18 protein-coding genes and 1 pseudogene are annotated in these 20,879 nt (G+C 70.5%); 8 read left to right on the top strand and 11 right to left on the bottom strand.

Annotation, left to right across the window (positions count from 1 at the left end):
- Positions 1 to 67: 67 nt before the first annotated feature.
- Complete coding sequence (locus tag DEU34_RS16525; RefSeq protein ID WP_183042498.1) at positions 68 to 2,167, top strand: intein-containing Rv2578c family radical SAM protein; 2,100 nt, start codon at positions 68 to 70, stop codon at positions 2,165 to 2,167.
- Positions 2,168 to 2,262: 95 nt separating this feature from the next.
- Here the strand turns inward: DEU34_RS16525 and DEU34_RS14305 are convergent, their stop codons facing one another.
- Entirely contained in the window at positions 2,263 to 4,410 is a 2,148-nt protein-coding gene (locus DEU34_RS14305) for a DEAD/DEAH box helicase (protein ID WP_121151362.1), read from the bottom strand.
- A 315-nt stretch (positions 4,411 to 4,725) separates the two neighbouring features.
- Here DEU34_RS14305 and DEU34_RS14300 point away from each other — a divergent pair, with 315 nt between their 5' ends.
- Together DEU34_RS14300 and DEU34_RS16520 are read left to right on the top strand one after the other, a co-directional pair.
- The gene (locus DEU34_RS14300; protein WP_121151360.1) at positions 4,726 to 5,631 is read left to right on the top strand and encodes an aldose 1-epimerase family protein; all 906 of its coding nucleotides are present in this window, start codon (positions 4,726 to 4,728) and stop codon (positions 5,629 to 5,631) included.
- Positions 5,632 to 5,728: 97 nt separating this feature from the next.
- Positions 5,729 to 6,478: pseudogene (locus tag DEU34_RS16520) on the top strand (DUF998 domain-containing protein); the annotation flags it as partial.
- A gap of 40 nt (positions 6,479 to 6,518) precedes the next feature.
- On the opposite strand, the gene DEU34_RS14290 reads toward DEU34_RS16520, so the two are convergent.
- The 4 genes from DEU34_RS14290 to DEU34_RS14275 all read right to left on the bottom strand — a co-directional run bounded on the left by DEU34_RS14290 (position 6,519) and on the right by DEU34_RS14275 (position 11,876).
- The gene (locus DEU34_RS14290) at positions 6,519 to 9,755 is read right to left on the bottom strand and encodes an efflux RND transporter permease subunit (RefSeq protein ID WP_121151356.1); all 3,237 of its coding nucleotides are present in this window, start codon (positions 9,753 to 9,755) and stop codon (positions 6,519 to 6,521) included.
- 130 nt (positions 9,756 to 9,885) lie between these two features.
- The gene (locus tag DEU34_RS14285) at positions 9,886 to 10,848 is read right to left on the bottom strand and encodes a DNA topoisomerase IB (protein ID WP_121151354.1); all 963 of its coding nucleotides are present in this window, start codon (positions 10,846 to 10,848) and stop codon (positions 9,886 to 9,888) included.
- A gap of 3 nt (positions 10,849 to 10,851) precedes the next feature.
- Positions 10,852 to 11,118: a Rho termination factor N-terminal domain-containing protein gene (locus tag DEU34_RS14280; RefSeq protein ID WP_121151352.1), complete on the bottom strand. Its 267-nt coding sequence runs from the start codon at positions 11,116 to 11,118 to the stop codon at positions 10,852 to 10,854.
- Between the two features lie 89 nt (positions 11,119 to 11,207).
- A complete protein-coding gene (locus DEU34_RS14275) occupies positions 11,208 to 11,876 on the bottom strand; it encodes an FMN-dependent NADH-azoreductase (RefSeq protein WP_259460176.1) in 669 nt (222 codons plus the stop codon).
- Between the two features lie 67 nt (positions 11,877 to 11,943).
- On the opposite strand from DEU34_RS14275, the gene DEU34_RS14270 reads away from it, so the two are divergent.
- From DEU34_RS14270 to DEU34_RS14260, 3 genes are all read left to right on the top strand, one after another.
- Positions 11,944 to 12,282 carry a helix-turn-helix domain-containing protein gene (locus DEU34_RS14270; protein WP_121151348.1) on the top strand — a complete coding sequence of 113 codons (339 nt, stop codon included), beginning with the start codon at positions 11,944 to 11,946 and terminating at the stop codon, positions 12,280 to 12,282.
- Between the two features lie 122 nt (positions 12,283 to 12,404).
- On the top strand, positions 12,405 to 13,280 hold the full coding sequence (locus DEU34_RS14265) for a DUF4097 family beta strand repeat-containing protein (RefSeq protein WP_121151346.1): 876 nt from the start codon (positions 12,405 to 12,407) through the stop codon (positions 13,278 to 13,280).
- Positions 13,277 to 13,885 (top strand): PadR family transcriptional regulator, encoded by a 609-nt coding sequence (locus DEU34_RS14260; protein ID WP_121151344.1) that lies wholly within the window; start codon positions 13,277 to 13,279, stop codon positions 13,883 to 13,885. Before DEU34_RS14265 ends, DEU34_RS14260 begins: the two co-directional genes overlap by 4 nt.
- 3 nt (positions 13,886 to 13,888) lie before the next feature.
- Here DEU34_RS14260 and DEU34_RS14255 read toward each other — a convergent pair whose 3' ends face one another.
- Positions 13,889 to 14,437 carry a universal stress protein gene (locus DEU34_RS14255; RefSeq protein ID WP_121151342.1) on the bottom strand — a complete coding sequence of 183 codons (549 nt, stop codon included), beginning with the start codon at positions 14,435 to 14,437 and terminating at the stop codon, positions 13,889 to 13,891.
- 140 nt (positions 14,438 to 14,577) lie between these two features.
- Between DEU34_RS14255 and DEU34_RS14250 the strand changes: the two genes are divergently transcribed.
- Positions 14,578 to 14,796, top strand: coding sequence for a DUF3073 domain-containing protein (locus tag DEU34_RS14250; RefSeq protein ID WP_116647120.1), 219 nt, complete (start codon positions 14,578 to 14,580; stop codon positions 14,794 to 14,796).
- Positions 14,797 to 14,821: 25 nt separating this feature from the next.
- On the opposite strand, the gene DEU34_RS14245 is transcribed toward DEU34_RS14250, so the two are convergent.
- From DEU34_RS14245 to DEU34_RS14230, 4 genes are all read right to left on the bottom strand, one after another.
- Positions 14,822 to 16,039 carry a CynX/NimT family MFS transporter gene (locus DEU34_RS14245; protein ID WP_259460175.1) on the bottom strand — a complete coding sequence of 406 codons (1,218 nt, stop codon included), beginning with the start codon at positions 16,037 to 16,039 and terminating at the stop codon, positions 14,822 to 14,824.
- Between the two features lie 13 nt (positions 16,040 to 16,052).
- Positions 16,053 to 17,561 (bottom strand): amidophosphoribosyltransferase, encoded by a 1,509-nt coding sequence (gene purF / locus DEU34_RS14240; protein ID WP_121151339.1) that lies wholly within the window; start codon positions 17,559 to 17,561, stop codon positions 16,053 to 16,055.
- Positions 17,562 to 17,567: 6 nt separating this feature from the next.
- The gene (gene purM / locus DEU34_RS14235) at positions 17,568 to 18,698 is read right to left on the bottom strand and encodes a phosphoribosylformylglycinamidine cyclo-ligase (protein WP_121151338.1); all 1,131 of its coding nucleotides are present in this window, start codon (positions 18,696 to 18,698) and stop codon (positions 17,568 to 17,570) included.
- 138 nt (positions 18,699 to 18,836) lie between these two features.
- Complete coding sequence (locus DEU34_RS14230; RefSeq protein WP_121151335.1) at positions 18,837 to 19,682, bottom strand: endonuclease domain-containing protein; 846 nt, start codon at positions 19,680 to 19,682, stop codon at positions 18,837 to 18,839.
- A 215-nt stretch (positions 19,683 to 19,897) separates the two neighbouring features.
- Here DEU34_RS14230 and DEU34_RS14225 point away from each other — a divergent pair, with 215 nt between their 5' ends.
- Entirely contained in the window at positions 19,898 to 20,512 is a 615-nt protein-coding gene (locus tag DEU34_RS14225; protein WP_121151334.1) for a zinc-binding alcohol dehydrogenase, read from the top strand.
- On the opposite strand, the gene DEU34_RS14220 is transcribed toward DEU34_RS14225, so the two are convergent.
- Positions 20,513 to 20,857 carry a YtxH domain-containing protein gene (locus tag DEU34_RS14220; RefSeq protein WP_121151332.1) on the bottom strand — a complete coding sequence of 115 codons (345 nt, stop codon included), beginning with the start codon at positions 20,855 to 20,857 and terminating at the stop codon, positions 20,513 to 20,515.
- Between the last annotated feature and the right edge of the window lie 22 nt (positions 20,858 to 20,879).

Genomic DNA, 20,879 nt, shown 5'->3' with positions numbered 1-20,879 from the left:
GGCGCGCCCTTCGAGACTGCATCGCCGCGAGGTTGCTTAACATTCGTATTTCTGTTCCCATGGAGTCATGAGATGGCAGGGACAGCAACTGGGCGTGACGGATGCTGCGGCCCTGCCCGGCCTCGAGCGCATGGACGGCCTGGTGCGATCGGTCACCACCCCGGAGTTCGCCGGCATGACCTTCCACGAGGTGCTCGCGAAGACGGCGCTCAACCGCGTTCCGGGTGCGTCGGCCATGCCGTTCGACTGGACGGTGAACCCGTATCGGGGCTGCAGCCACGCGTGCACGTACTGCCTTTCCCCTGACACCCTGATCCTCATGGCCGACGGACGGCAACGCCCGATGTCCGGCCTGCGTCCGGGCGACGAGATCATCGGAACCGAGCGATCGGGCTCGTACCGTCGGTATGTCCGCACGACCGTGCGGGCGACCTGGACGACGCGCAAGCGCGCCCATCGGGTGACGCTGGCAGACGGCACCGAGATCGTCGCGAGCGGCGACCACCGCTTCCTCAGCGAGAGGGGCTGGAAGTATGTCACCGGCACGATGGCAGGAGCCGCCCGGCGCCCCTACCTGACACCGCAGAACCGGCTGCAGGGATTCGGCATCGGCGGGCCCCCGATGATCGATCCGCATCTCGGAGAAGACTTCCGCCGTGGATACCTGGCGGGGATGATCCGCGGCGACGGGATGATCTTCCACCGCACCTACGACGACGGACGCCGCGTGCGGACGGTGCATCGCTTCCGCCTCGCTCTCGCCGATACCGAAGCACTCGACCGCACCCGCACGTTGCTCGCCGCCGAGGGGATCGCGACGAATACCCGCCCGTTCAGCCAGGCGTCCTCGGCTCGACAAGAGATGACCGCCATTCACACGGCGAAAGGCGCCGACGTGCGGCGGGTGGAAGAGCTCACCGCCGAGCCCGCCGTACGTTCGCGTGACTGGCACGCGGGATACCTGAGCGGCATCTTCGACGCAGAAGGGTCGTGCTCCCGCGGCATCGTGCGCATCTCCAACGGGGACCCCGACATCCTGCGGATGGTGCGCGAGGCCCTGACCTCACTCGACCTCCCCTACGTGCAGGAGCCTCCGCGGGCGAACGGAGTATCGACGGTTCGCCTGCTCGGAGGGCTCCCCGTGCGCCAGCGTTTCTTCTCGCTGACCACTCCCTCGATCACCCGCAAGCTCGACATCGTCGGAACGGCGGTGAAGACGTTCGCCGATCTCCGCGTGACCGGCGTGGACGACCTCGGAACTGAGATCGAGATGATCGACATCACGACGGGAACGGGCGACTTCATCGCCAACGGCGTCATCAGCCACAATTGCTTCGCCCGCGGCACCCACGAGTACCTCGATCTCGACGCGGGCAACGACTTCGACAACCAGATCATCGTGAAGGTGAACGTCGCCGAGGTGCTGCGCACAGAGCTGCGCCGCGGCTCGTGGGCCCGGGAGCCCGTGATGCTCGGCACCAACACCGACCCTTATCAGCGCGCCGAGGGCCGTTATCGGCTGATGCCGCAGATCGCGTCGGCGCTCACCGAGACGGGAACACCGTTCTCCATCCTCACGAAGGGATCGCTCCTGCGGCGCGACCTTCCGCTGCTGGCGGATGCCGCAGCATCCGTGCGCGTCTCGCTGGCGATGTCGATCGGCGTGTTCGACGACGCGCTGCAGCACTCGATCGAGCCGGGCACCCCGAGCGCGCAGGCGCGACTGGACACCGTGCGGGCCGCGACCGAGCTGGGGTTCCGGGTGACGGTGTTCCTCATGCCGGTGATCCCGCACCTGACCGACTCGATCGCGGCGCTCGACGACGCGCTGCGGCGCATCCGCGAGGCCGGAGCCGTGCGGGTCGTCTACGGTGCTCTTCACCTGCGCCCGGGCGTGAAGCCGTGGTTCTTCGAGTGGCTCGAACGGGAGCACCCCGAGCTCGTCTCGTCGTACCGCGGGCTGTACCCGGGCGTCTCGACGTCGGCACCGAAGGCCTATCGCACGTGGTTGTCGAAGCGGGTGCGGCCGCTGCTCAAGATGCACCGCCTCGACGGGCACGACGAAGACGACCACCCGCGCGGCCGACCGCAGCCCGGGCTCGCCGCCCGTACGCCGTTGGCGACACCGACCGTGCGGCCCGCCGTCGCTCCGGCGACCCTGTTCTGAGCCGCTCACCGGCCGGTTCGGGGCGCAAAAATCGGGTCGGGGCGCAGAATTCCACGCCCCAACCCGAAGATCGCGCCCCGAACCGGGGCAGGGGGTCAGCCGGTGACGTTCGCGATCTGGCGGCCGGCGATCTCCTCGAGGAGGTCGTCGCCGGGGCGGGCGTCTTCGAACGGCGCGTCGATCTCGGCGCGCTCGAGCATCTCGACCATGCGGCGGCGGCGCTGACGCGGGATGAGCGTCACGACCCGACCCGTCCGGCCCGCGCGACCGGTGCGGCCCGAGCGGTGCAGATAGGTCTTGTACTCGTCGGGTGCGTCGGCCTGGACGACCAGGTCGATGTCGTCGACGTGGATGCCGCGCGCCGCGACGTCGGTCGCGACGAGAACCGCCACGCGACCCGACGTCATCTTCTCGAGGTTTCTCGTGCGCTTGGCCTGGTTCAGATCGCCGTGGAGCGCGACGGCCGAGATCCCGGCGTCGTCGAACTGCTCGGCGAGCATCTCGGCGTACGCGCGGGTGCGGGCGAAGACGAGCGTCTTCCCGGCGCGGTCGACCAGCGAGACGAGGATCTCGGCCTTGTCGCGGTGATCGATCACGAGCACGCGGTGCTCGATCGTGCCCGATTCCTGGTCTTCGCCGGCGACCTCGTAGACGGCCGGTTCGACGAGGAACTCGTCGACGAGCGCGGCGACCTCGCGGTCGAGGGTGGCCGAGAAGAGCAGCTTCTGGCTGCCGGCCGCGGTGTGTCGCAGAATCCGCTGCACGGGCTCGAGGAACCCGAGCTCGCACATGTGGTCGGCCTCGTCGAGAACGAGGATCTTGACCTCGGAGAGGTCGAGCTTGCCCTGCTCGACGAGGTCTTCGATGCGCCCGGGGGTGCCGATGACGATGTCGACGCCCTTACGGAGCGCACCGACCTGGCGCCCCTGGGGGACACCGCCGTAGATCTGCGTGGTGAAGAGGCCGACGCTGCGCGCGATCGGCTGCACCGTGCTGTCGATCTGCAACGCGAGCTCACGGGTCGGCGCGAGGATCAGCGCACGAGGCGAACGGGCGAAGGCCCGCTTCGTTCCCGCGCCGGCACGCAGCACGCTCTCCACGAGCGGGGCGCCGAAGGCGATCGTCTTGCCCGAACCGGTGCGCCCGCGGGCCAGGACGTCGCGGCCCTGGAGGATCGGAGCCACGGTCGCGGCCTGGATCGGGAAGGGGCTCGAGGCGCCGAGATCGGCGAGCACCCGCACGATGTTCTCGCCCAGGCCGAGCTCGGCGAAGCCCAGTTCGGTGACGCTCGCCGCGTCGACGGCGTCGGCCTGGAGCCGCTCGTGCACGACGTCGACGTGCTGCTCCTGCTGCGCGCTGCGCTTCGGAGCCGACGACCAGTCCGAGCGGCCCGGACCCTCGGAGCGACGGTCGTCGCGGCGGGGACGGTCGTCGAACGAACGCGCGGGACGGGCATCCCGGCGGGGGCGGTCATCGAACGACCGGGCCGGACGCTCGGACGAGCGCGCGGGACGCTCGTCGAACGACCGCGCCGGACGGTCGTCGCGGCGGGGACGGTCATCGAACGACCGAGCCGGACGATCGGACGAGCGCGCGGGACGGTCGTCGAACGACCGCGCCGGACGATCACCGCGCGCCGGGCGGTCGCCGAACGACCGAGCCGGACGCTCGGACGAGCGCGCGGGACGGTCGTCGAACGAACGGCGGGGACGGTCGTCGCGGTAGGACGGACGCGCGTCGCCCGTGGTGCGGCGCTCCGAGCGGTCGACGCGGTCGGTGTGCACGGGGCGGTCGTCGCGACGGGGACGGTCGTCGAACGAGCGAGCCGGGCGACCCTCGGACGACCGGGCGGGGCGGTCGAACGACCGGGCGGGGCGGTCGTCGAACGAACGGGCGGGGCGCCCCGACGACCGCGCCGGGCGATCGTCGTAGGAACGGGCCGGGCGGTCGTCGAACGAACGACGCGGGCGGTCGTCGGAACGACCCGCACCGCCGGCCTGGGTACGGATGCCGCGCGACTCGTCGCGGCCGGCGCGCTCCTGCGCCGTCCAGCGGCGCTTGGGGGCCACCTCCGTCGCCTCCGCCGCGCGGTATCCGCGGTGGCTCGGGCTCTTGCTGCCGGGCTTCGAGGCCGAGGCCCCGTCGCCGTGGCGCTTGCGGTCCTGGTACGCGGGCTTGTCGCCGTAGCGCGGTTCGAAGTTCTTGGCGGGCCGGCCGCCGGCCGGCTTCTTGCTCTTGGGCATGGGAGGGTGTCCTTCTCGGTTCTCACACGAGAACAGCGCCCGCGCGCAGCGGGAAACCCGGGCGGTCGTCGGCCGGGGGGCCATTCCAGTAGATGGTCCGGGGCCGCGGATCGGGCCCCGAGAATCGGCCCCGAGGACTCACACGAGATGCCCGCGCCCGTGGCGCGGTGTCCTCCGCCGACCTGCCAACGCTACCCCAGCTGCCTGTGAGGCGCCCGACGGTCCTGACGACGCGGCTCCCCCGGGCTGCGCCGGCCACCTCCTACGCTGTGGTGAGCGGATGCGTCGCACTCCGCCCGAGCCGAGGAGCACCCCATGACCGCCGATCCGACCGGACGCCGTCTCGTCCTCCGCCGATCCGACGTCGTCGCGGAGATCGCCCAGGTCGGCGCATCCCTGCGCGCCCTCACCGTCGGAGGCACCGACCTCGTCTCCCGCTACGCCGACGAGCTGCCGACGCCGTCGGCGTCGGGTATCGTGCTCGTGCCGTGGCCGAACCGCATTCGCGACGGGATCTGGCACGACGACGGCGAGGAACGACGCCTCGCGATCACCGAGCCGGCGTTGAGCAATGCGAGCCACGGCCTGCTGCGGTTCGCGCCCTACGCGGCCGGTTCCGACGCGACCGATCGGGTGACGCTCCGTGCCGACGTCTATCCCCAGACCGGTTATCCGTTCCACCTCGCGACCACCGTGACCTACGCCCTCACCGCAACCGGCGTGCACGTGTCCCACGAGCTGACGAACGTGGGAACGGGGTCTGCGCCCGTCGCGCTCGGAACGCATCCGTTCCTGGAGATCGGCGGCGTCGACACGGCCGACCTCGTCATCCGCTCCAGCGGCACGACCCGGCTCGTCCTCGACGACCAGAAGATCCCGATCGGCGAGCAGCCCGTCGACGCCGACACCGATCTGCGCGACGGGCGGCGCATCGGCGATCTCTCGCTCGACACCGCCTACCGCGGGCTCGCACGCGACGCCGACGGACGCATCCGGCACACCCTCACCGCACCCGACGGGCGGGTGTCGACGCTGTGGCAGGGGGGCGGCTTCGAGTGGGCCCAGGTGTTCACGACCGACCGCTACCCCGACCGAGCCCTTGCCGTCGCCATCGAGCCGATGACGGCCCCGGCGAACGCCTTCAACTCGGGCACGGACCTGCGCCGTCTCGCACCGGGCGAGGCATGGACCCTCGAGTGGGGCATCGAGCTCACCGCCTAGCCCTCCACCGCTCGCGGGGTCGTGATCGGCGACGTGCCTGCCCGATAACGGACTCGATGTCCACCCCGTCATCTGCCCGACTCATCCGGGCGGTACCATGTGCACGACGGCTTGCCGTCGCGCTGGGGAGCGAATTCTGGATGGAACCCGGCGTTCGCTTTCCGTAGGGGTAGTAGGGGCTGGGGGTCCCGCGGGGGGAGGACGCCCCGTTAGTCCTGGATGGAAAATGCCCGCGTCGAGCGTCGCTGCACCCCTGCCCCTCCGATTCTCCGTGCCGTCGGCCCGCGCCGCCGCGTCACGACTGACGACGATGCACTTCGGCGCAGCATCCCTCGTGATCCTCGTCGGCGGCATCCTGATGTCGGTCCTCACGACGACCGAGCCGCTGTGGTGGCAGCTGCATTTCAGCGAGCTGGGCACGTACCGCGACACCTCCGGGAGCTTCTTCAACGGCACGCTGATCATCGCCGGGATCGCCGTCACCCTGTACGCCCGCAGCGTGGGGCGCGACCTCCGGCGGATCCGCCGTGTCTACGTCCGCCGCGGTGCGCCGCTCGTGGCGCAGATCTGCCTGTCGATCGTGGGTGTCAACCTCTCGCTGGTCGGATGCATCCCGCTCAACGTGAACAAGACCATGCACGACAACGTCGCCGGCTCCATGGTGCTCGGCTTCGCCGCTCTGCTGCTGACCTCGCCGATCTTCCTGCACCGCATGCCCAAGCGCCTGCTGTTGACCACCGGCATCGTCTTCGTGGTGATCTTCGTCGGCGCATCGCTCTTCGTCACCGAGACGATCAACCTGGCGTTGTTCGAGGTGATCGCCACCAGCGCGATGTTCGCCTGGTCGGGGATCTTCACGCGGAGCCTCACGGCCCGCGTGCAGACCGTCAGTTCTCCGGGTGCTCCCGTCGGTACTCCCGCCGCGACGGCGGTGCCGCGTCGTCACCGTGCGGTGCGCTCGCGCCGGCGTGCGCTGCGGCCGACGAGCCGCCCGCAGAACCGGACGCAGACGCTGACACGCGTTCCGCGTCGGCCCCGGCCGGTGCGCCCCGCCGTGCTGCGCGCCGCTCACGCGCCCCTTCCACGAGGGCGTACAGCGTCGGCAGCACGAGGAGCGTCAGGACCGTGGACGACACCAGACCGCCGATCACGACGATCGCGAGCGGTTGGGAGATGAACCCGCCGTGCCCCGTGATGCCCAGAGCCATCGGGGTGAGCGCGAAGATCGTCGCGAGCGCCGTCATCAGGATCGGGCGCAGTCGTCGTGAGCCTCCCGCGATCATCGCGTCGGCGACCTCGAGACCCTTCCGCCGGTACTGATTGACCAGGTCGATCAGCACGATCGCGTTCGTCACGACGATGCCGATGAGCATCAGCACGCCGATGAGCGAGGCGATGCCCAGCGGGATCCCGCTGACGATCTGGAGCAGGATCGCCCCGGTGGCGGCGAACGGGATCGACACGAGCAGCAGCAGCGGCTGCAGCAACGACCGGAACGACGCCACCATGATGATGTAGACGATCAGGATCGCCGCGAGCATCGCGAGCCCGAGCTGGGCGAAGCCCTCCTGCTGCTGGGTGAGGACGCCCCCGACCGCGGCATCGGCCGACGAGGGCAGCTGCGCGTCGGCGAGCGCGGCATTGACGGCGGCGGACGCCGCGGTCAGGTCGTCGCCGTCCGGCGCGACCGTCACAGTGGCGGTCTGCTGGCCGCGCACCGTGGTGATCGAGGTCGGCCCCTGGGTCTCGGCGACCGTGGCGATCTCGTCGAGTCGCACGATGCCCGCCGCGGTCGGGATGCTGAGGGCCCGCAGCTCGTCGATGGTGAGGGGCCTCTGGGCCGCCGCGATGTAGACCGTCAACGAGGTCTCGTCGATCTCGACCGTGCCCGCCGAGCGGGGCTGCATCGTGTTCGAGACGAGGCCGCCCACCGCGACCTCCGACAACCCGCGTTGCGCGGCGGCATCGCGATCCACGGACACCGCGATGTAGGGCAGCGAGTCCGACAGGTTGCTCGTGACCTGCCCGATGTCCTCGCGGGCGTCGAGCGCGGTCACCACGGCATCGGTGGCCTCCTGCAGCGTCGACCCGTCGGGCGCGGTCACGTCGATCTCGATGTCGCTGGAGCCGAACCCGCCACCGGATGCGGCGACCGAGACGGTGCCGACGTCGTCGAGATCGGCGATCGCGTTCTGCACGTCGCGGCGCACGGCCTCCTGGTCGGCGTCGGTGTCGGTCGTCACCGAGTAGGTGATGCCCGCTCCGCCGCCGCTGAACGCATCGCGCAGAGCCGACCCCGTCGAGCCGATCGAGACCTGCACGGTGCGGATGCCGGCGACGCCCTCCAGGGCCGACTCCACGCGCTGCGCGGCCGCGTCCTCGGTCTCGAGGCTCGCCGCCGGGGCGACCTCCTGCGTGATCGTGAGGGTGTTCTGACCCGAGTCGCCGAGGAAGTTGATCTTCATCAGCGGAGCGAGGAATCCGGTGCCGACCAGCACGACCGCGGCGAGGACGAGCGTGACCGCCTTGTGTGCGAGCGTCCAGCGCAGCACCGGGAGGTAGCGCTTCTGCAGCCCGCTGGGCGGCGCGGCGGGGTCTTCGGGATCGATCGCGCGGCCGTCGGCATCGGTCACCGGTTTGCCGGGCCGGAGGAACCAGTAGGCCAGCACCGGCACGATCGTCAGCGCCACGAAGAGCGAGGCGGCCATCGCGATGGAGACGGTGAGGGCGAACGGTCGGAACAGCTCGCCCGTGAGGTCGCCGACGAAGGCGATCGGGAGGAAGACGGCGACGGTCGTGAGCGTCGACGCGGTGATCGCACCGGCGACCTCGCGCACGCCCAGGAGGATGGCCTGGGTCTTGTCGGCGCCCCGCACATAGTGCCGTTTGATGTTCTCGATCACGACGATGGAGTCGTCGACCACGCGTCCGATGGCGATGGTGAGCGCACCCAGCGTGAGGATGTTGAGGGAGTAGCCGAAGGCCTGGATGCCGATGAAGGTGATGAGCACGCTCGTCGGGATCGAGATCGCCGTGACGAGGGTCGAGCGCACCGACAGCAGGAACACCAGGATGACCAGCACGGCGAACACGAGCCCCAGCAGCCCCTCGAGGGCGAGCGACTCGATCGACTGCTCGATGAACGGAGCCTGGTCGAAGACGACCGTGAAGGTGGCGCCCTCGAACGACGACTCGAGCCCGGGGAGGGCGGCCAGCACGCCGCGGGAGACGTCGACCGTGTTCGCCGAGGGGAGTTTCGTCACCGCGATCGTCAGAGCCGGCTCACCGTCGACGCGGGAGATGGAGGTCACCGGGTCGGCCTGCAGCTCGACGGTGGCGACGTCGGCGACGGTCGTCGTGCCGGCGGCGACCTGCGCCGCGTCGGTGGGCACGAGCGGGAGGGCGGAGATGTCGTCGACCGAGGTGATCTTCGCGCCGGTCTGCACCGTCAGGGTCTGCTCGCCCTCGGTGATCTCGCCACCGGGGAAGAGCACGCCGTTCTGATCGAGAGCGTCGGTGATGGCCTGCTGCGAGAACCCGCGTTCGGCGAGCGCGGTCTGATCGGGGGTGATCGTGATGCGCTGACCGACGCCGCCGACGACCTGTGCGGCGTTCACCCCGTCGACGTCCTGGAGCTCGGGCACGATGGTCGACTGGAGCGTCGCCTGGGCGGTGTCGGCGTCGGCGTAGCCGGTGACGGCGATCTGGATGACCGGGAAGTCGTCGATGCTCACCGACACGACGTTCGGTTCGACATCGGTGGGCAGCTGCGCCTTGATGCGGTTGATCGCCTGGGTGATCTTCTGCTCGGCGGTGGCGAGGTCGGTGCCGTACGTGAACGACGCCTGCACGATCGAGGCGTTGGTCGTGCTGGTGGCGGTCGTGGACTCGAGGCCCGGAACCCCCTGGATGGCCGTCTCGATGGGCGTCGACACATCGTTGCTGACGACCTCGGGCGAGGCGCCGGGATAGGTCGTCACCACCGAGAGGACGGGCAGCTCGATCGAGGGGATGAGCTCCTGCTTCAGGCTCGTCAGCGCCAGGCCTCCGAACACCGCGACGACGATGGTGACCAGGGCGATGAGGGCCCGGTTCTTGAGGCTGAGGACGGCGAGATTCGACACGGGGGTCCTTCGCGGATCGCGGGTGCTTCGGGACGATACAGAGATGTATCGGATTCAGTATTCCACGCGCGCGTCGGACCCGGCCGGGGGATCAGCCGAGAACACGGCCCGGCCCTTCGGGCACCCAGGCTCAACCGAGGATGAGCGCGCGGATCGCGTTGTCGCGCGAGCCCTCGAGGTTCAACAGCGTGCCCTTGCGGTAGCGGTCGAAGACGCGAGGGTCGATGTAGCTGCTCTTCGCGACGGCCGGGGTGTTCCCGAGCCCCTCGGCGGTCGCACGGATCGCGAGGAGCTCCGCCCGCTTGCGCTCGCTCGCCGTATCGACGGTGCCGATGCGGGCCAGCGCCTCCGCGGCGAGCACCGTGCCGCGGAGCGTGCGGAAGTCCTTCGCCGAGAACGACCCCCCGGTCAGCACCCGCACGTACGCGTTCACGTCGCCGGGGCGCAGAGCCACGCGGCGTCGCCCCCTCCGGTAGGTCAGGAGGGGCGCACGCGGCCGCCCGGCGGCCAGCTCGCCGAGGGCGGCGGCGAGATCGTCGTCGTCGAGCTCGAGGTAGGCACGCTTGCCGCTCTTGGCCGGGAACGACAGCTCGACGTGCGATCCCTCGACGGTGGCATCGCGGCGCTGCAGGGTCGTGAGGCCCCGGCTGCCGTTGGTGGTGAAGTAGCGCGCCGAGCCGACGCGCGGCGCCACCTGGTCGAGGAGCCGGAACGACACCGCCAGCACGCGCTCCCGATCGAGCTCGGGGCGCCTCAGCGACTGCGTGACGCGCCCTCGCGCGCGCGGCAGCGTGTCGGCGAGCGCGAGCGCACGGGCGAACTTGCCCTTGTCCTGCCGCTTCGACCAGTCGGCGTGGTAGAGGTACTGGCGCCGACCCGCCTCGTCGGTTCCGACGGCCTGGATGTGCGCGAGCGGCTCGTGCGAGATCCAGACTTCGCGCCACGCCGGCGGGATCACCAGTGTGCGCGCACGATCGGCGTCGTGCGCCGCGACGGCGCCGCCGGCGTGATCGACGTAGCGGAATCCGCCGCCCGACCTCACCCGGCGGAACCCGGGATCCTCGTACGGGCGCACCCGCAGGAGTCGCGCCACGGGTCAGTGCTCGCGGAGCATCGCGATCAGCTCCGCCTTCTTCTTGCCCGAGTATCCGCTCAGACCGAGCTCCTTGGCGCGCGCCTTCAGCTCGGGAACCGTGCGGTCTTCGTAGTCCTCGGCCTGTCCGCCGCGCGATCCGACACGCGAGCGCCCCTGCGCCGCGGCGGCGTTGGAGATGCGAGCGGCCTTCTCCTTCGATGCGCCGTCCTTGCGCAGCTCCTCGTACATGTCTGGGTCTTTGAGACTCGATCCGCGCGCACCGGGCATGGCGGCTCCTTCCGTCACCGAACTGAGCCCGAGGTTAGAGCGCGGAGCGTGCTCGGCGCCGCGGGTTGACACCGCGGCGCCGAGCGCGTTCACACAGCGGTGCGGGAGAGGGCGTTGGCGAGGAACCGGCCGTGCTCGAGGGCCTGAGCGTGGGATTCTCGCGCGATCTCGGCGGCGGCATCGGCGAATTGGTCGAGGGCGGGGTTCACACCGACGAGGGTGAACTCCCGCTGCACGACGCGGACGTCCATTCCCCAGACGTCCGCGAGGATGCGCCGCATCCATCCTGTCGCGTGATCCCAGCCCTCGCGCGGGGTGCCGTCGCGGTAGTTGCCGCCCTGAACGGTGGCGAGGACGGCCGGGCGGTCGCGCAGGGTCGTGGCACCGGGCTGCATCCGCGCGTCGGTGATGACGAGGTCGACCCATGACTTGAAGTGCTGCGACACACCGAAGTTGTAGAGCGGCACGGCGAAGAGGAACGCGTCGGCCTCGACCAGCTCATCGACGAGCGTCGTGGCGAGCGCGACCGCGTCGCGTTGCGACGTCGTCCACTGCTCGGGCGCCACGTAGCCGGCCGTGACCGCCGCACCCCAGGCGTGCGCGGGAACGGGATCGACACCCACGTGACGACGAAGGATCGTCGCATCGGGGTGCGACGCCGACCACTCGGCCTCGACGACGTCTCCCAGCTCACGGCTGAGCGACCCCTCCTGACGGATGCTCGCATCCAACCGGAACAGAACCATGGCGCTCTCCACTTCTCGAAACCTTGTCGCTCGTTATTTACTAGCGGCAAGGAAAAAGGTAGCACGGTAGACTGGATTCATGCATGCGGCGAGCCCTCACGACGCGCGGAGGTGCGACGCCGCGCTCACCCACGCGTTCGTCGTGCTGGGAAAGCGTTGGAACGGCATGATCCTCAGCGTCCTCAGTGGCGGCGAGGCGTCTTTCTCCGACCTGCGACGAGCCCTCGACGGGATCAGCGACTCGATGCTCTCGGAACGCCTGAGTGAACTCGCCGCGAACGGCCTGGTGACGCGGACGGTCGCGGCCGGCCCTCCGGTGAGCGTGCGCTACGACCTCACCGACGGCGGGCACGCGCTGGAGCCCGCACTCGACCAAATCCGCGACTGGGCGAGCGTCCACCTCACCCGCCCGGCCTGACGCTCGCCCGTCTCACTCGAGCCGTCCTTGGCGCCCTCGACGACCCCTCTGGCAACACGCGATATATCGTGTTATCTTCTTCCTAACGCGATATATCGCGACCATGCGAGAAGGAGTCGACCATGACTTTGGAGAAGTGGATCATCCACCCCGGCGAGACGCGCGTCATCGACATCGAGACGGTGCGCTCGCTGAAGGCCGGCCTCGTCGGCGGCCAGATCGACGTCGTCGCCCACGACGAACCGGGCGTGCGCATCGAGGTGCACGGCGTGACGGTCAAAGACCTGCGCATCGAGATGTCGGGCGACGCGCTCGAGATCGACCACCCGCAGCTGAGATGGGACAACTTCCTCGAGGTGTTCCGCAACTTCGGCGCCGGCGGCCCCAAGGCGGAGATCAGCGTCGCCGTGCCCCGCGACATCGCCCTCACCCTCGGCGTGGTGAGCGCGAGCGCCCTCGTGGCGGGCCTCACGACCTCGGCGCGGCTCAACACCGTCTCGGGCGACATCATCGTCGACGGACTCGACGGCGACCTCACCCTCAACGCCGTCTCCGGCGACGTGCAGGTGCGGGAGCTCCGTGGAGCACTCACCGCCAACAGCGTCTCTGGCGACGTCGCCGCAACCGGCGAGATCACCAAGACCTCCGTCGACACGGTGTCGGGATCGGTGCTGGTCGACTCGAGCGGCCCCGTCCACACCATCAACGTCAACACCGTCAGCGGCAACGCGACCGTGCGCCTCGACGAGGGACTCGCCGCCAACTACGTCGCGCGCACCGTCAGCGGCCGTGTGCAGGTCGACGGTGTCGTGCGTTCCGGCTCGGGGCCCACCAATTACACCGGCTCGTCGGGAGAACTCGCGGGCACCTTCGTCGACGTGCGTACCAACGCCGTCTCGGGCGATCTGACGGTGCTGCGCCGCCCGGCGCTCGCCTCCGCCGAGTCACCCGCCGTGACGCCCGCCGCGCACGAGCACGAGTCGGAGGAGGAGCGATGAGCCCGGTGTTCTCGCACGGCGATCTGCGCCTCTACCTGCTGAGCCTGCTCGACGAGTCGCCGCGACACGGCTACGACCTCATGCAGGCGTTGTCCGACCGCACCGGCGGCACCTACACGCCCTCGGCCGGCACGATCTACCCCCGCCTCGCCAAGCTCGAGGAGGAGGGGCTCGTGACGAAGACCGTCGACGGGCGCAAGACCGTGTACGAGATCACCGACGCCGGTCGCGCCGAGGTGGCCGCCCGTGCGGGCGACCTCCGCGGCATCCAGGACGACCTCGCAGACAGCGTGAGGCTCATCGCTCAAGAGGTGCGCGGCAGCGTCCGCGACGCGATGCGCAGCCTCCGCGCAGATCTCGCCGCCGCCTCGCGCGAGGAACGCGCCGAGCCCGCGGCGCCCTCGGCCGACGACGATCCCCGCGTCCGCAGCCGGGAGCAGCTGCACCGGGCCGACGCCCTCGTGAGCGAGTTCCGCGCGCGGGTCCGCAGCGACCTGCGCACCCGCGTCGCGCGGGGTGGAACGCTCACCGCCTCGACGGTGGACGCCCTGGAAGCGGCGCTCGACGACGCATCCCGAGCCCTCACCCGGGCCATGCAGGGCTGAGCCTCAGAGACCCCAGTCGATCTCCTGGTCGTCGGGCACCGGTTCACCCAGGGGCACCACCAGCACCGGCCGGTGCTGCCGGTGGGTGAGCCGGGCGGCGACCGATCCCGTGAAGAACTCGCGGATCGACTCGCCGAGACCCCGCCGGCGGGTGCCGACCACCAGCAGAGGCGAGTCGATCCGATCCCCGAGTCTGGCCAGGGCCGTCGCCGGATCTCCGACGAGCTGATGCACCGACCACGCGACGTCGAACTCGGCCAACGCACGGCGCGCCGCGTCCTCGACCTGGTCGAGCTGGGCCCGGGCGGCGTCGGCGGCCAGCTCGATCTGCGAGGAGTGGACGTAGCCGTCGGGGTCTTCGAACGTGACAAACCGGGTGACGTCGACGTGCACGACCGCCAGGGGTGCCGACGACAGTCTCGCGAAGCGCGCGGCCTCGACCACGACCCGGGGGCTCACGCCCGGCGCGACACCGGCGATCACCGCTCCTCGCGGCACGTCGGGCGAGCCGGAGACCGGCCCGTCGGGCAGGAGGGAAGCTTCGTCGCTCATCGGTCGCGTCCTCTCGCCTCCCGGCGCGGGAAGCGCAGGAGGCCACCGTGATATCCTGAATGCTACTCTTACCGGCTTCAATCCGGATCCGCGAATACCGGGCTGGACAAGCCCGCGTCAGTCAAATGAGGGGGTCTCGCATGGGGCGTGGCCGTCAAAAGGCGAAGCACACCAAGATCGCCCGGGAACTCAAGTCGTTCAGCCCGTCGGTGAACTACTCGGCACTCGAGCGCGAGCTCGGGCACCCCGACGCCGACGAGAACGCCTACGAAGACAAGTGGGCGGATGAGTTCGACGACGACGAAGAAGGCGAAGAGGAAGACACTCCGCAGTCGTCCACCCCGCACGTGAGCCGCTGAGGCCGGTCGAACCCGCGTCGACTCCTCACCAGGGGCCGTGCCGACGTTCCCACTCGTCCTCCACCGTGCCGGAGCGCACGACGAAGTAGGCGGCGGGCGCGGCCATCGCGATGACGACACCGAGGATCACCAGTGCGACCGTCCAGTCGCCGGTGACCTCATGGCTGACCCCGATCGCCAGAGGCACGAGGGCCGCGAACGCATAGCCGACGCTCTGGACGAACCCGCTCGTCGCCACGGCCGTGTCGTGCGCGCGCGTGCGCAGGCCCAGCAGCACCAGCATCATCGGGAACAGCAGCGGCGGCAACCCCAGGAGCACGACCCACAGCGCCGTCGCGGCGGCCGGCGCGAGGAGCAGCCCGCCGATCGCAACGAGACCGCCGCCGACCGCCACTACGTAGAGGCTGCGGATGACGCGGTAACGGGCGACCAGCACGGGCACCAGAAGCGTGCAGGGCAGCCCGACCAGGGCGAAGAGCGCGAGCAACGCACCCGCTCCCTCGGCCGACGAGCCCGCGACGTCGACGAGGATCGCCGGCAGCCACGCGAAGGCCGCATAGACAATCGAGGCGTTCACCGCGAAGGTGCCCGCGAGGGCCCAGGCGAGCGGCAGACGCACGAGGCGACGCACGACGTCGACACGCGGCCCCTCCATCGCGTCGCGTGAGGATCGCCGCGCGCGCAGCGCGATCACGAGCCAGGGAATGAGGGAGGCGGCCCCGACCGCCGCCCATACCGCGAACGACAGCCGCCAGCCGAGCGAGTCGGCCAGGGGCACGGCGAACAGCGGCGGCACGAAGGTGGCCACGGTCATCGCGGTCGTGTACACCGCGGTCATCGCACCAACGCTGCGGGGGAAGTACTTCTTCACGATGCCGGGCAGCAGCACGTTGCCCACACCGACGGCGGCGAACAGCACGGCGGTGACGGCGAGCAGCGACCAGGCGTCGACGGCCAGTGCGCGGGCGGCGAGCCCCGCCGCTCCGACGGCGACGGCCGCCAGTGCGAGCCGCTCGAGGCCGACCCGCCGCTCAATGGCGGGCGTCAGCATCCCCATCACCGCGAAAGCCGCCGGGGGCGCCATACCGATGAGCCCGACAAGCGCGGCCGGCAGGGCGAAATCGCGATCGATGCGATCGATGACGGGCGACAGCGACGCCACCGCGATGCGCAGGGTCGCGGCCATCAGCACGACCCCGACGACGACGAGCACACGGCCGACCGGCCGCGACGGACCGCTCACGGCCGCGGTCGGGTCACGAGGATTGCGAACCCTCGACCCACGTGAGGTACTCGGCGGAGACGGTACCGGTGATGTAACGACCGTCGAAGCAGCTCATGTCGAGGTCGGTGACGTCGGAGCCCTCCAGGATCGCAGCCTTGAGGTCGTCGACCTCCTGGTAGACGAGGTAGTCGCACCCGAGCTCTTCGGCGATCTCGGGGATCGTACGGTTGTGGGCCACGAGCTCCTCGCGGGAGGGCATGTTGATGCCGTACACGTGGGGGTAGCGCACGGGCGGCGCCGCCGACGCGAACGTCACCGTCTTCGCACCGGCGTCGCGGGCCATCTGGATGATCTCGCGGCTCGTGGTGCCGCGCACGATCGAGTCGTCGATGAGCAGCACGTTCTTGCCCTTGAACTCGCTCGACATGGCGTTGAGCTTCTGGCGCACGCTCTTCTTGCGCACCGCCTGCCCCGGCATGATGAAGGTGCGGCCGACGTAGCGGTTCTTGTAGAAGCCCTCGCGGTACTCGATGCCGAGCTTGCGGGCCACCTGCATCGCCGCCGGACGCGACGAGTCGGGGATCGGCATGACCACGTCGATCGCCTCGATCGGTGTGTACTTCGCGATCGTGTCGGCCAGACGGTCGCCCATGCGCAACCGCGACTCGTACACGGCGATGCCGTTCATCACCGAGTCGGGGCGGGCGAGGTAGACGTACTCGAACGAGCACGGCACGAGCTGGGGGTCGGGCGCGCACTGCCGCGTGTGCAGCTCGCCGTCGAGGGTGATGAAGACCGCCTCGCCCGGCAGCAGGTCGCGCACGACCTCGAAGCCCGCGTTCTCGAGCACGAGCGACTCGGATGCGACGACCCACTCGTACGCGCCGGAGTGCCCGACCGGCTCCACGCCGATCGACTCGCCGACGGGCGCCGACGGGTCGGCCGCGCGGGTGCCGAGGATCAGCGGGCGGATGCCGAACGGGTCGCGGAAGGCGAGCAGGCCGTACCCGGCGATCAGCGCGATCGCGGCGTACGAGCCCTCGACGCGCTGGTGCACGCGGGTCACGGCGGCGAAGACCTGCGCGGGATCGAGGTCGGGGCCGCCGATCTCGGACTGCAGCTCGGAACCCAGGATGTTCACGAGCAGCTCGGTGTCGGAACTGGTGTTGAGGTGACGGCGGTCGCGGTGGAACAGCTCGTCGGTCAGCTCGCGGGTGTTCGTGAGGTTGCCGTTGTGCACGAGCACAATGCCGTAGGGCGCGTTCACGTAGAACGGCTGCGCCTCCTCCTCGTTCGACGCGGTGCCCTTGGTGGCGTACCGCACGTGACCGAGGCCGATACCGCCGAGGAGCGTGCGCATGTCACGCGTGCGGAAGCCCTCGCGCACCATTCCGCGCGCCTTGGAGATGTGGAAGATGCCGTTCGACTCGGCCGTGGCGATACCCGTCGAGTCCTGCCCGCGGTGCTGCAGGAGGAGGAGGGCATCGTAGATCTCCTGGTTGACCGGGCCTTGGCCCACCATTCCGACGATTCCGCACATGTGGTGTTAGTTCGCTCCGGTTTCGGATGAGCCGTCGGCGTAGGCGCCCACGAGACGCACCGCACCCCCGTCGACGCCCTTGGCGCCCTGCTCGAAGTCGCCGTCGGGGAGGGCGCTGTCGTGGATGGTGCCGACCGGCCACGTGTGGATGCCGAGGGCCGCCAGGTGGGCGGTGGCAGCATCCGCTCTCTCGGCCGAGACGACCGCGAGGAAGCCGATGCCGAGGTTCCACGTGCCCTCGGTCTCGGTGAGGGAGAGAGCGCCGAGGTCGGCCAGCACGCGGAAGACCGGCGGCGGCGACCACGACGAGCGATCGACGTCGACCCAGGTGCCGCGCGGCAGCACGCGCGCGAGATTCGCGGCGATGCCGCCACCGGTGACGTGGGTCAGCGCGTGCACGCCGTCGCCGAGGGCGTCGACGAGTCCGAGGAGGGGGGTCGTGTACAGGCGGGTCGGCTCGAGGAGCGCCTCGCCCCACGTGACGCCGAAGTCGGCGGCGACATCGCCGTACTGGATGCCGCGGCCCGAGACGATGTGACGCACGAGCGAATAGCCGTTCGAGTGCAGGCCGCTGGAGGCGAGGGCCAGCACCACGTCGCCCGGGCGCACGCGCTCGGCGCCGAGGATCCGGTCGGCCTCGACCACGCCCGTCGCCGCCCCGGCGACGTCGTAGTCGTGGGGACCGAGCAGGCCCGGGTGCTCCGCCGTCTCGCCGCCGACGAGCGCCGTGCCGGTCTCGGCGCAGCCGCGCGCGATGCCCGCGACGATGTCGGCGATGCGCTCGGGGAAGACCTTGCCGCACGCGATGTAGTCGGTCATGAAGAGCGGCTTGGCGCCCACCACGACGATGTCGTCGACGACCATGCCGACCAGGTCGAGGCCGATCGTGTCGTGCTTGTCGATGGCCTGCGCGATGGCGACCTTCGTGCCGACGCCGTCGGTGCTGGACGCGAGCAGCGGCCGGCTGTACCCGAGCAGCGCCGAGGCGTCGAACAGGCCGGCGAAACCGCCGACGCCGCCGAGCACCTCGGGGCCGTGCGTGCGGCGGACGGCGGCCTTCATGAGCTCGACCGCGCGGTCACCCGCAGCCGTGTCCACGCCGGCATCGGAGTAGGGATTGCGGGGAGCTTCAGCCACGGTGACAGCCTACCGGCGCGCCGCGGCGCGGTCTGCGCCGCGGCCGCCGCCGTGACGTGAGGAGGAGATCTCACGAGGGGAGGATGCTGCGGGGCCCAGGGGTCCTCCCCTCGTGAGATCTCCTCCCGTGGTTGCACCTCAGGCGGCGAGGTGGAGTCCTTGAGCGACGGCGCGAGAGAGGAGATCCTGCACCGACAGCCAGTCGTCGACGACCTGCCGGTACCCGACGCGGATCACGTGATACCCGCGCAGTACCAACTCGGCGTCGTGCCGCACGTCGCGTTCGCGCTGGGCACCGACGTGATGGCCGCCGTCGATCTGCAGCACGAGGCGGTCACCGATGAGGAAGTCGACGGGGCGCCCGGCGATCCACGCCTGGGCGATGATGCGCAACCGCATCCACCTCAGCCTCGGCAGCACGAACGACTCGAGCCCCGAATCGGAGAACGGCTGGGCCACAGCCAGGATCTCGCGCGCCCGCGTTCCGAAGGGAAGACGCTGCAGCTCGAGAGCGTCGACCCGCTGCGTGCGGAGCGCCGATTCCCACACCGCCAGCGCCGTCTCGAACGGCTGGCAGGCCGCGACGAGGGCGAGCACGTTCTGGATCGGATCGCCGAGCACGTCGGCGGCTCGCGGGAGAAGGGGCCGGGCACGGTGCACGTGCACCCCGGCGGGCACATCGACGCGGCCCGCATTCGGCGGGGCGGCGACGTGCCACTCGGATGCATCGAGCACCCAGAGCCCGAGCCGCTGGGCCTGGGTGATGCACGAGAGGACCACCCCGGCCCGCGCCGCCTCGAGGAGGGCGGGGTCGGCGTCGGGCAGCGCGATCCACGACCGCCGGACCCGGATGGCGAGTCCGCGTTCGATCGCCGCGCCGATGGTGCGGTGCGGATGACCCTCGCGGACCAGACGGATGCTGCGGACGAGACCGCCTCCCGCCCGCAGAGCCGTCACGAGTCGTGCCAGATCGCGTTCACGCATCCCCCGACCCTGACCGACGGGGGGAGGCCTCCGTTCGACGCGCGGGAGGGATGGGGACGAACCGCAGCGCGCAGCGGCTGGGGAGGAGCGGTCGGTGTCGCGAACGGAGGAGTTCTCACCGGGGGCTGACCCGGAGCGCCCGCAGCATCCTCCGCTCGTGAGATCTCCTCCGCCGGCGACGGGGGCGGGCGGGCACGCGCACCTACAATGGCGGCATGGCGGGCACCGGTGGTCCGGAATGGACGATCCGCGAGGACGCGGGGGTCGCGGTGCTGCTCGCGCTCTACCTCCGCCAGGCCATCGGGGTACGCTCCCCCGACGAGCTCCCCCACCTTCGCGGTGTGCCCGCCCGCACCGGCCCCGAGCGCGACGAAGAAGCCCAGTCCCGGCTCGAACACCAGTGGCGCGAGTACTGGGCGATGACGGTGGAGCCGCAGGCCCACCCCTCACCCGTGCCGCTCGAGCTCGTCGACGACTTCGAGACCATGATCGCGCTGCCCGCCCAGGGCATGGCCGACCTCCACGCCGCGATCGTGCCGCACGCGCGCGCCTCTCTCGCCTACGCGCGCGCCGCGAACGCGCGGTACTCGTCCGACTCGGGCAGCAGGCCCGGGGTGTCGTATCGCGCCTATGCCAGCGCGATCGCCGAGCACGAGCGTCGCGTCGGCCGGCGCGCGCACTCGTTCGAACTCAACGTGCAGGTGCTCCCGCTGACCCAGCGAGGGGTGTGGTGGATCGGTTCGCTCACGGTCGCGGTGACCGACGGACTGCGCGGCGACGTGGTCGCCTTCGACGCGGCCATCCACCCGATCATCGCCGAGCTCGCCTGATCAGTCGGGCAGCTGCACCCGCTCGTGGTCGACGACAACCTCGCGTGTTCGTCGTCCGACCGTGCGGTCGAAGAGCAGCGCGACGACTCCGCCGATAGCGATCCCGGCGGGCACGCAGATGAGGGCGATGAAACCGAACACCTGCATGGGCGCGTACTCGATGCCCGTGTACTGACTGGTCTCGGCGGGGCGGGAGAACGCCAGCGTCAGGATCATCGCGATGACGATGCCGAGAGCGGCGCCCGCGACGAGGAAGACGCTGTACTTGGGCGCCCGGCGCACGGTGACCGTCTCGACCTCGTCGGTGACGGAGGGAGGCGGTGCGTACTCGGGCTGGGCGGCCATACCCCTATTGTCGCACCGCGCG

The organism is Microbacterium sp. AG1240 (assembly GCF_003635115.1).
GTDB lineage: Bacteria > Actinomycetota > Actinomycetes > Actinomycetales > Microbacteriaceae > Microbacterium.
This window is presented reverse-complemented; position numbering and strand designations above follow the sequence as displayed.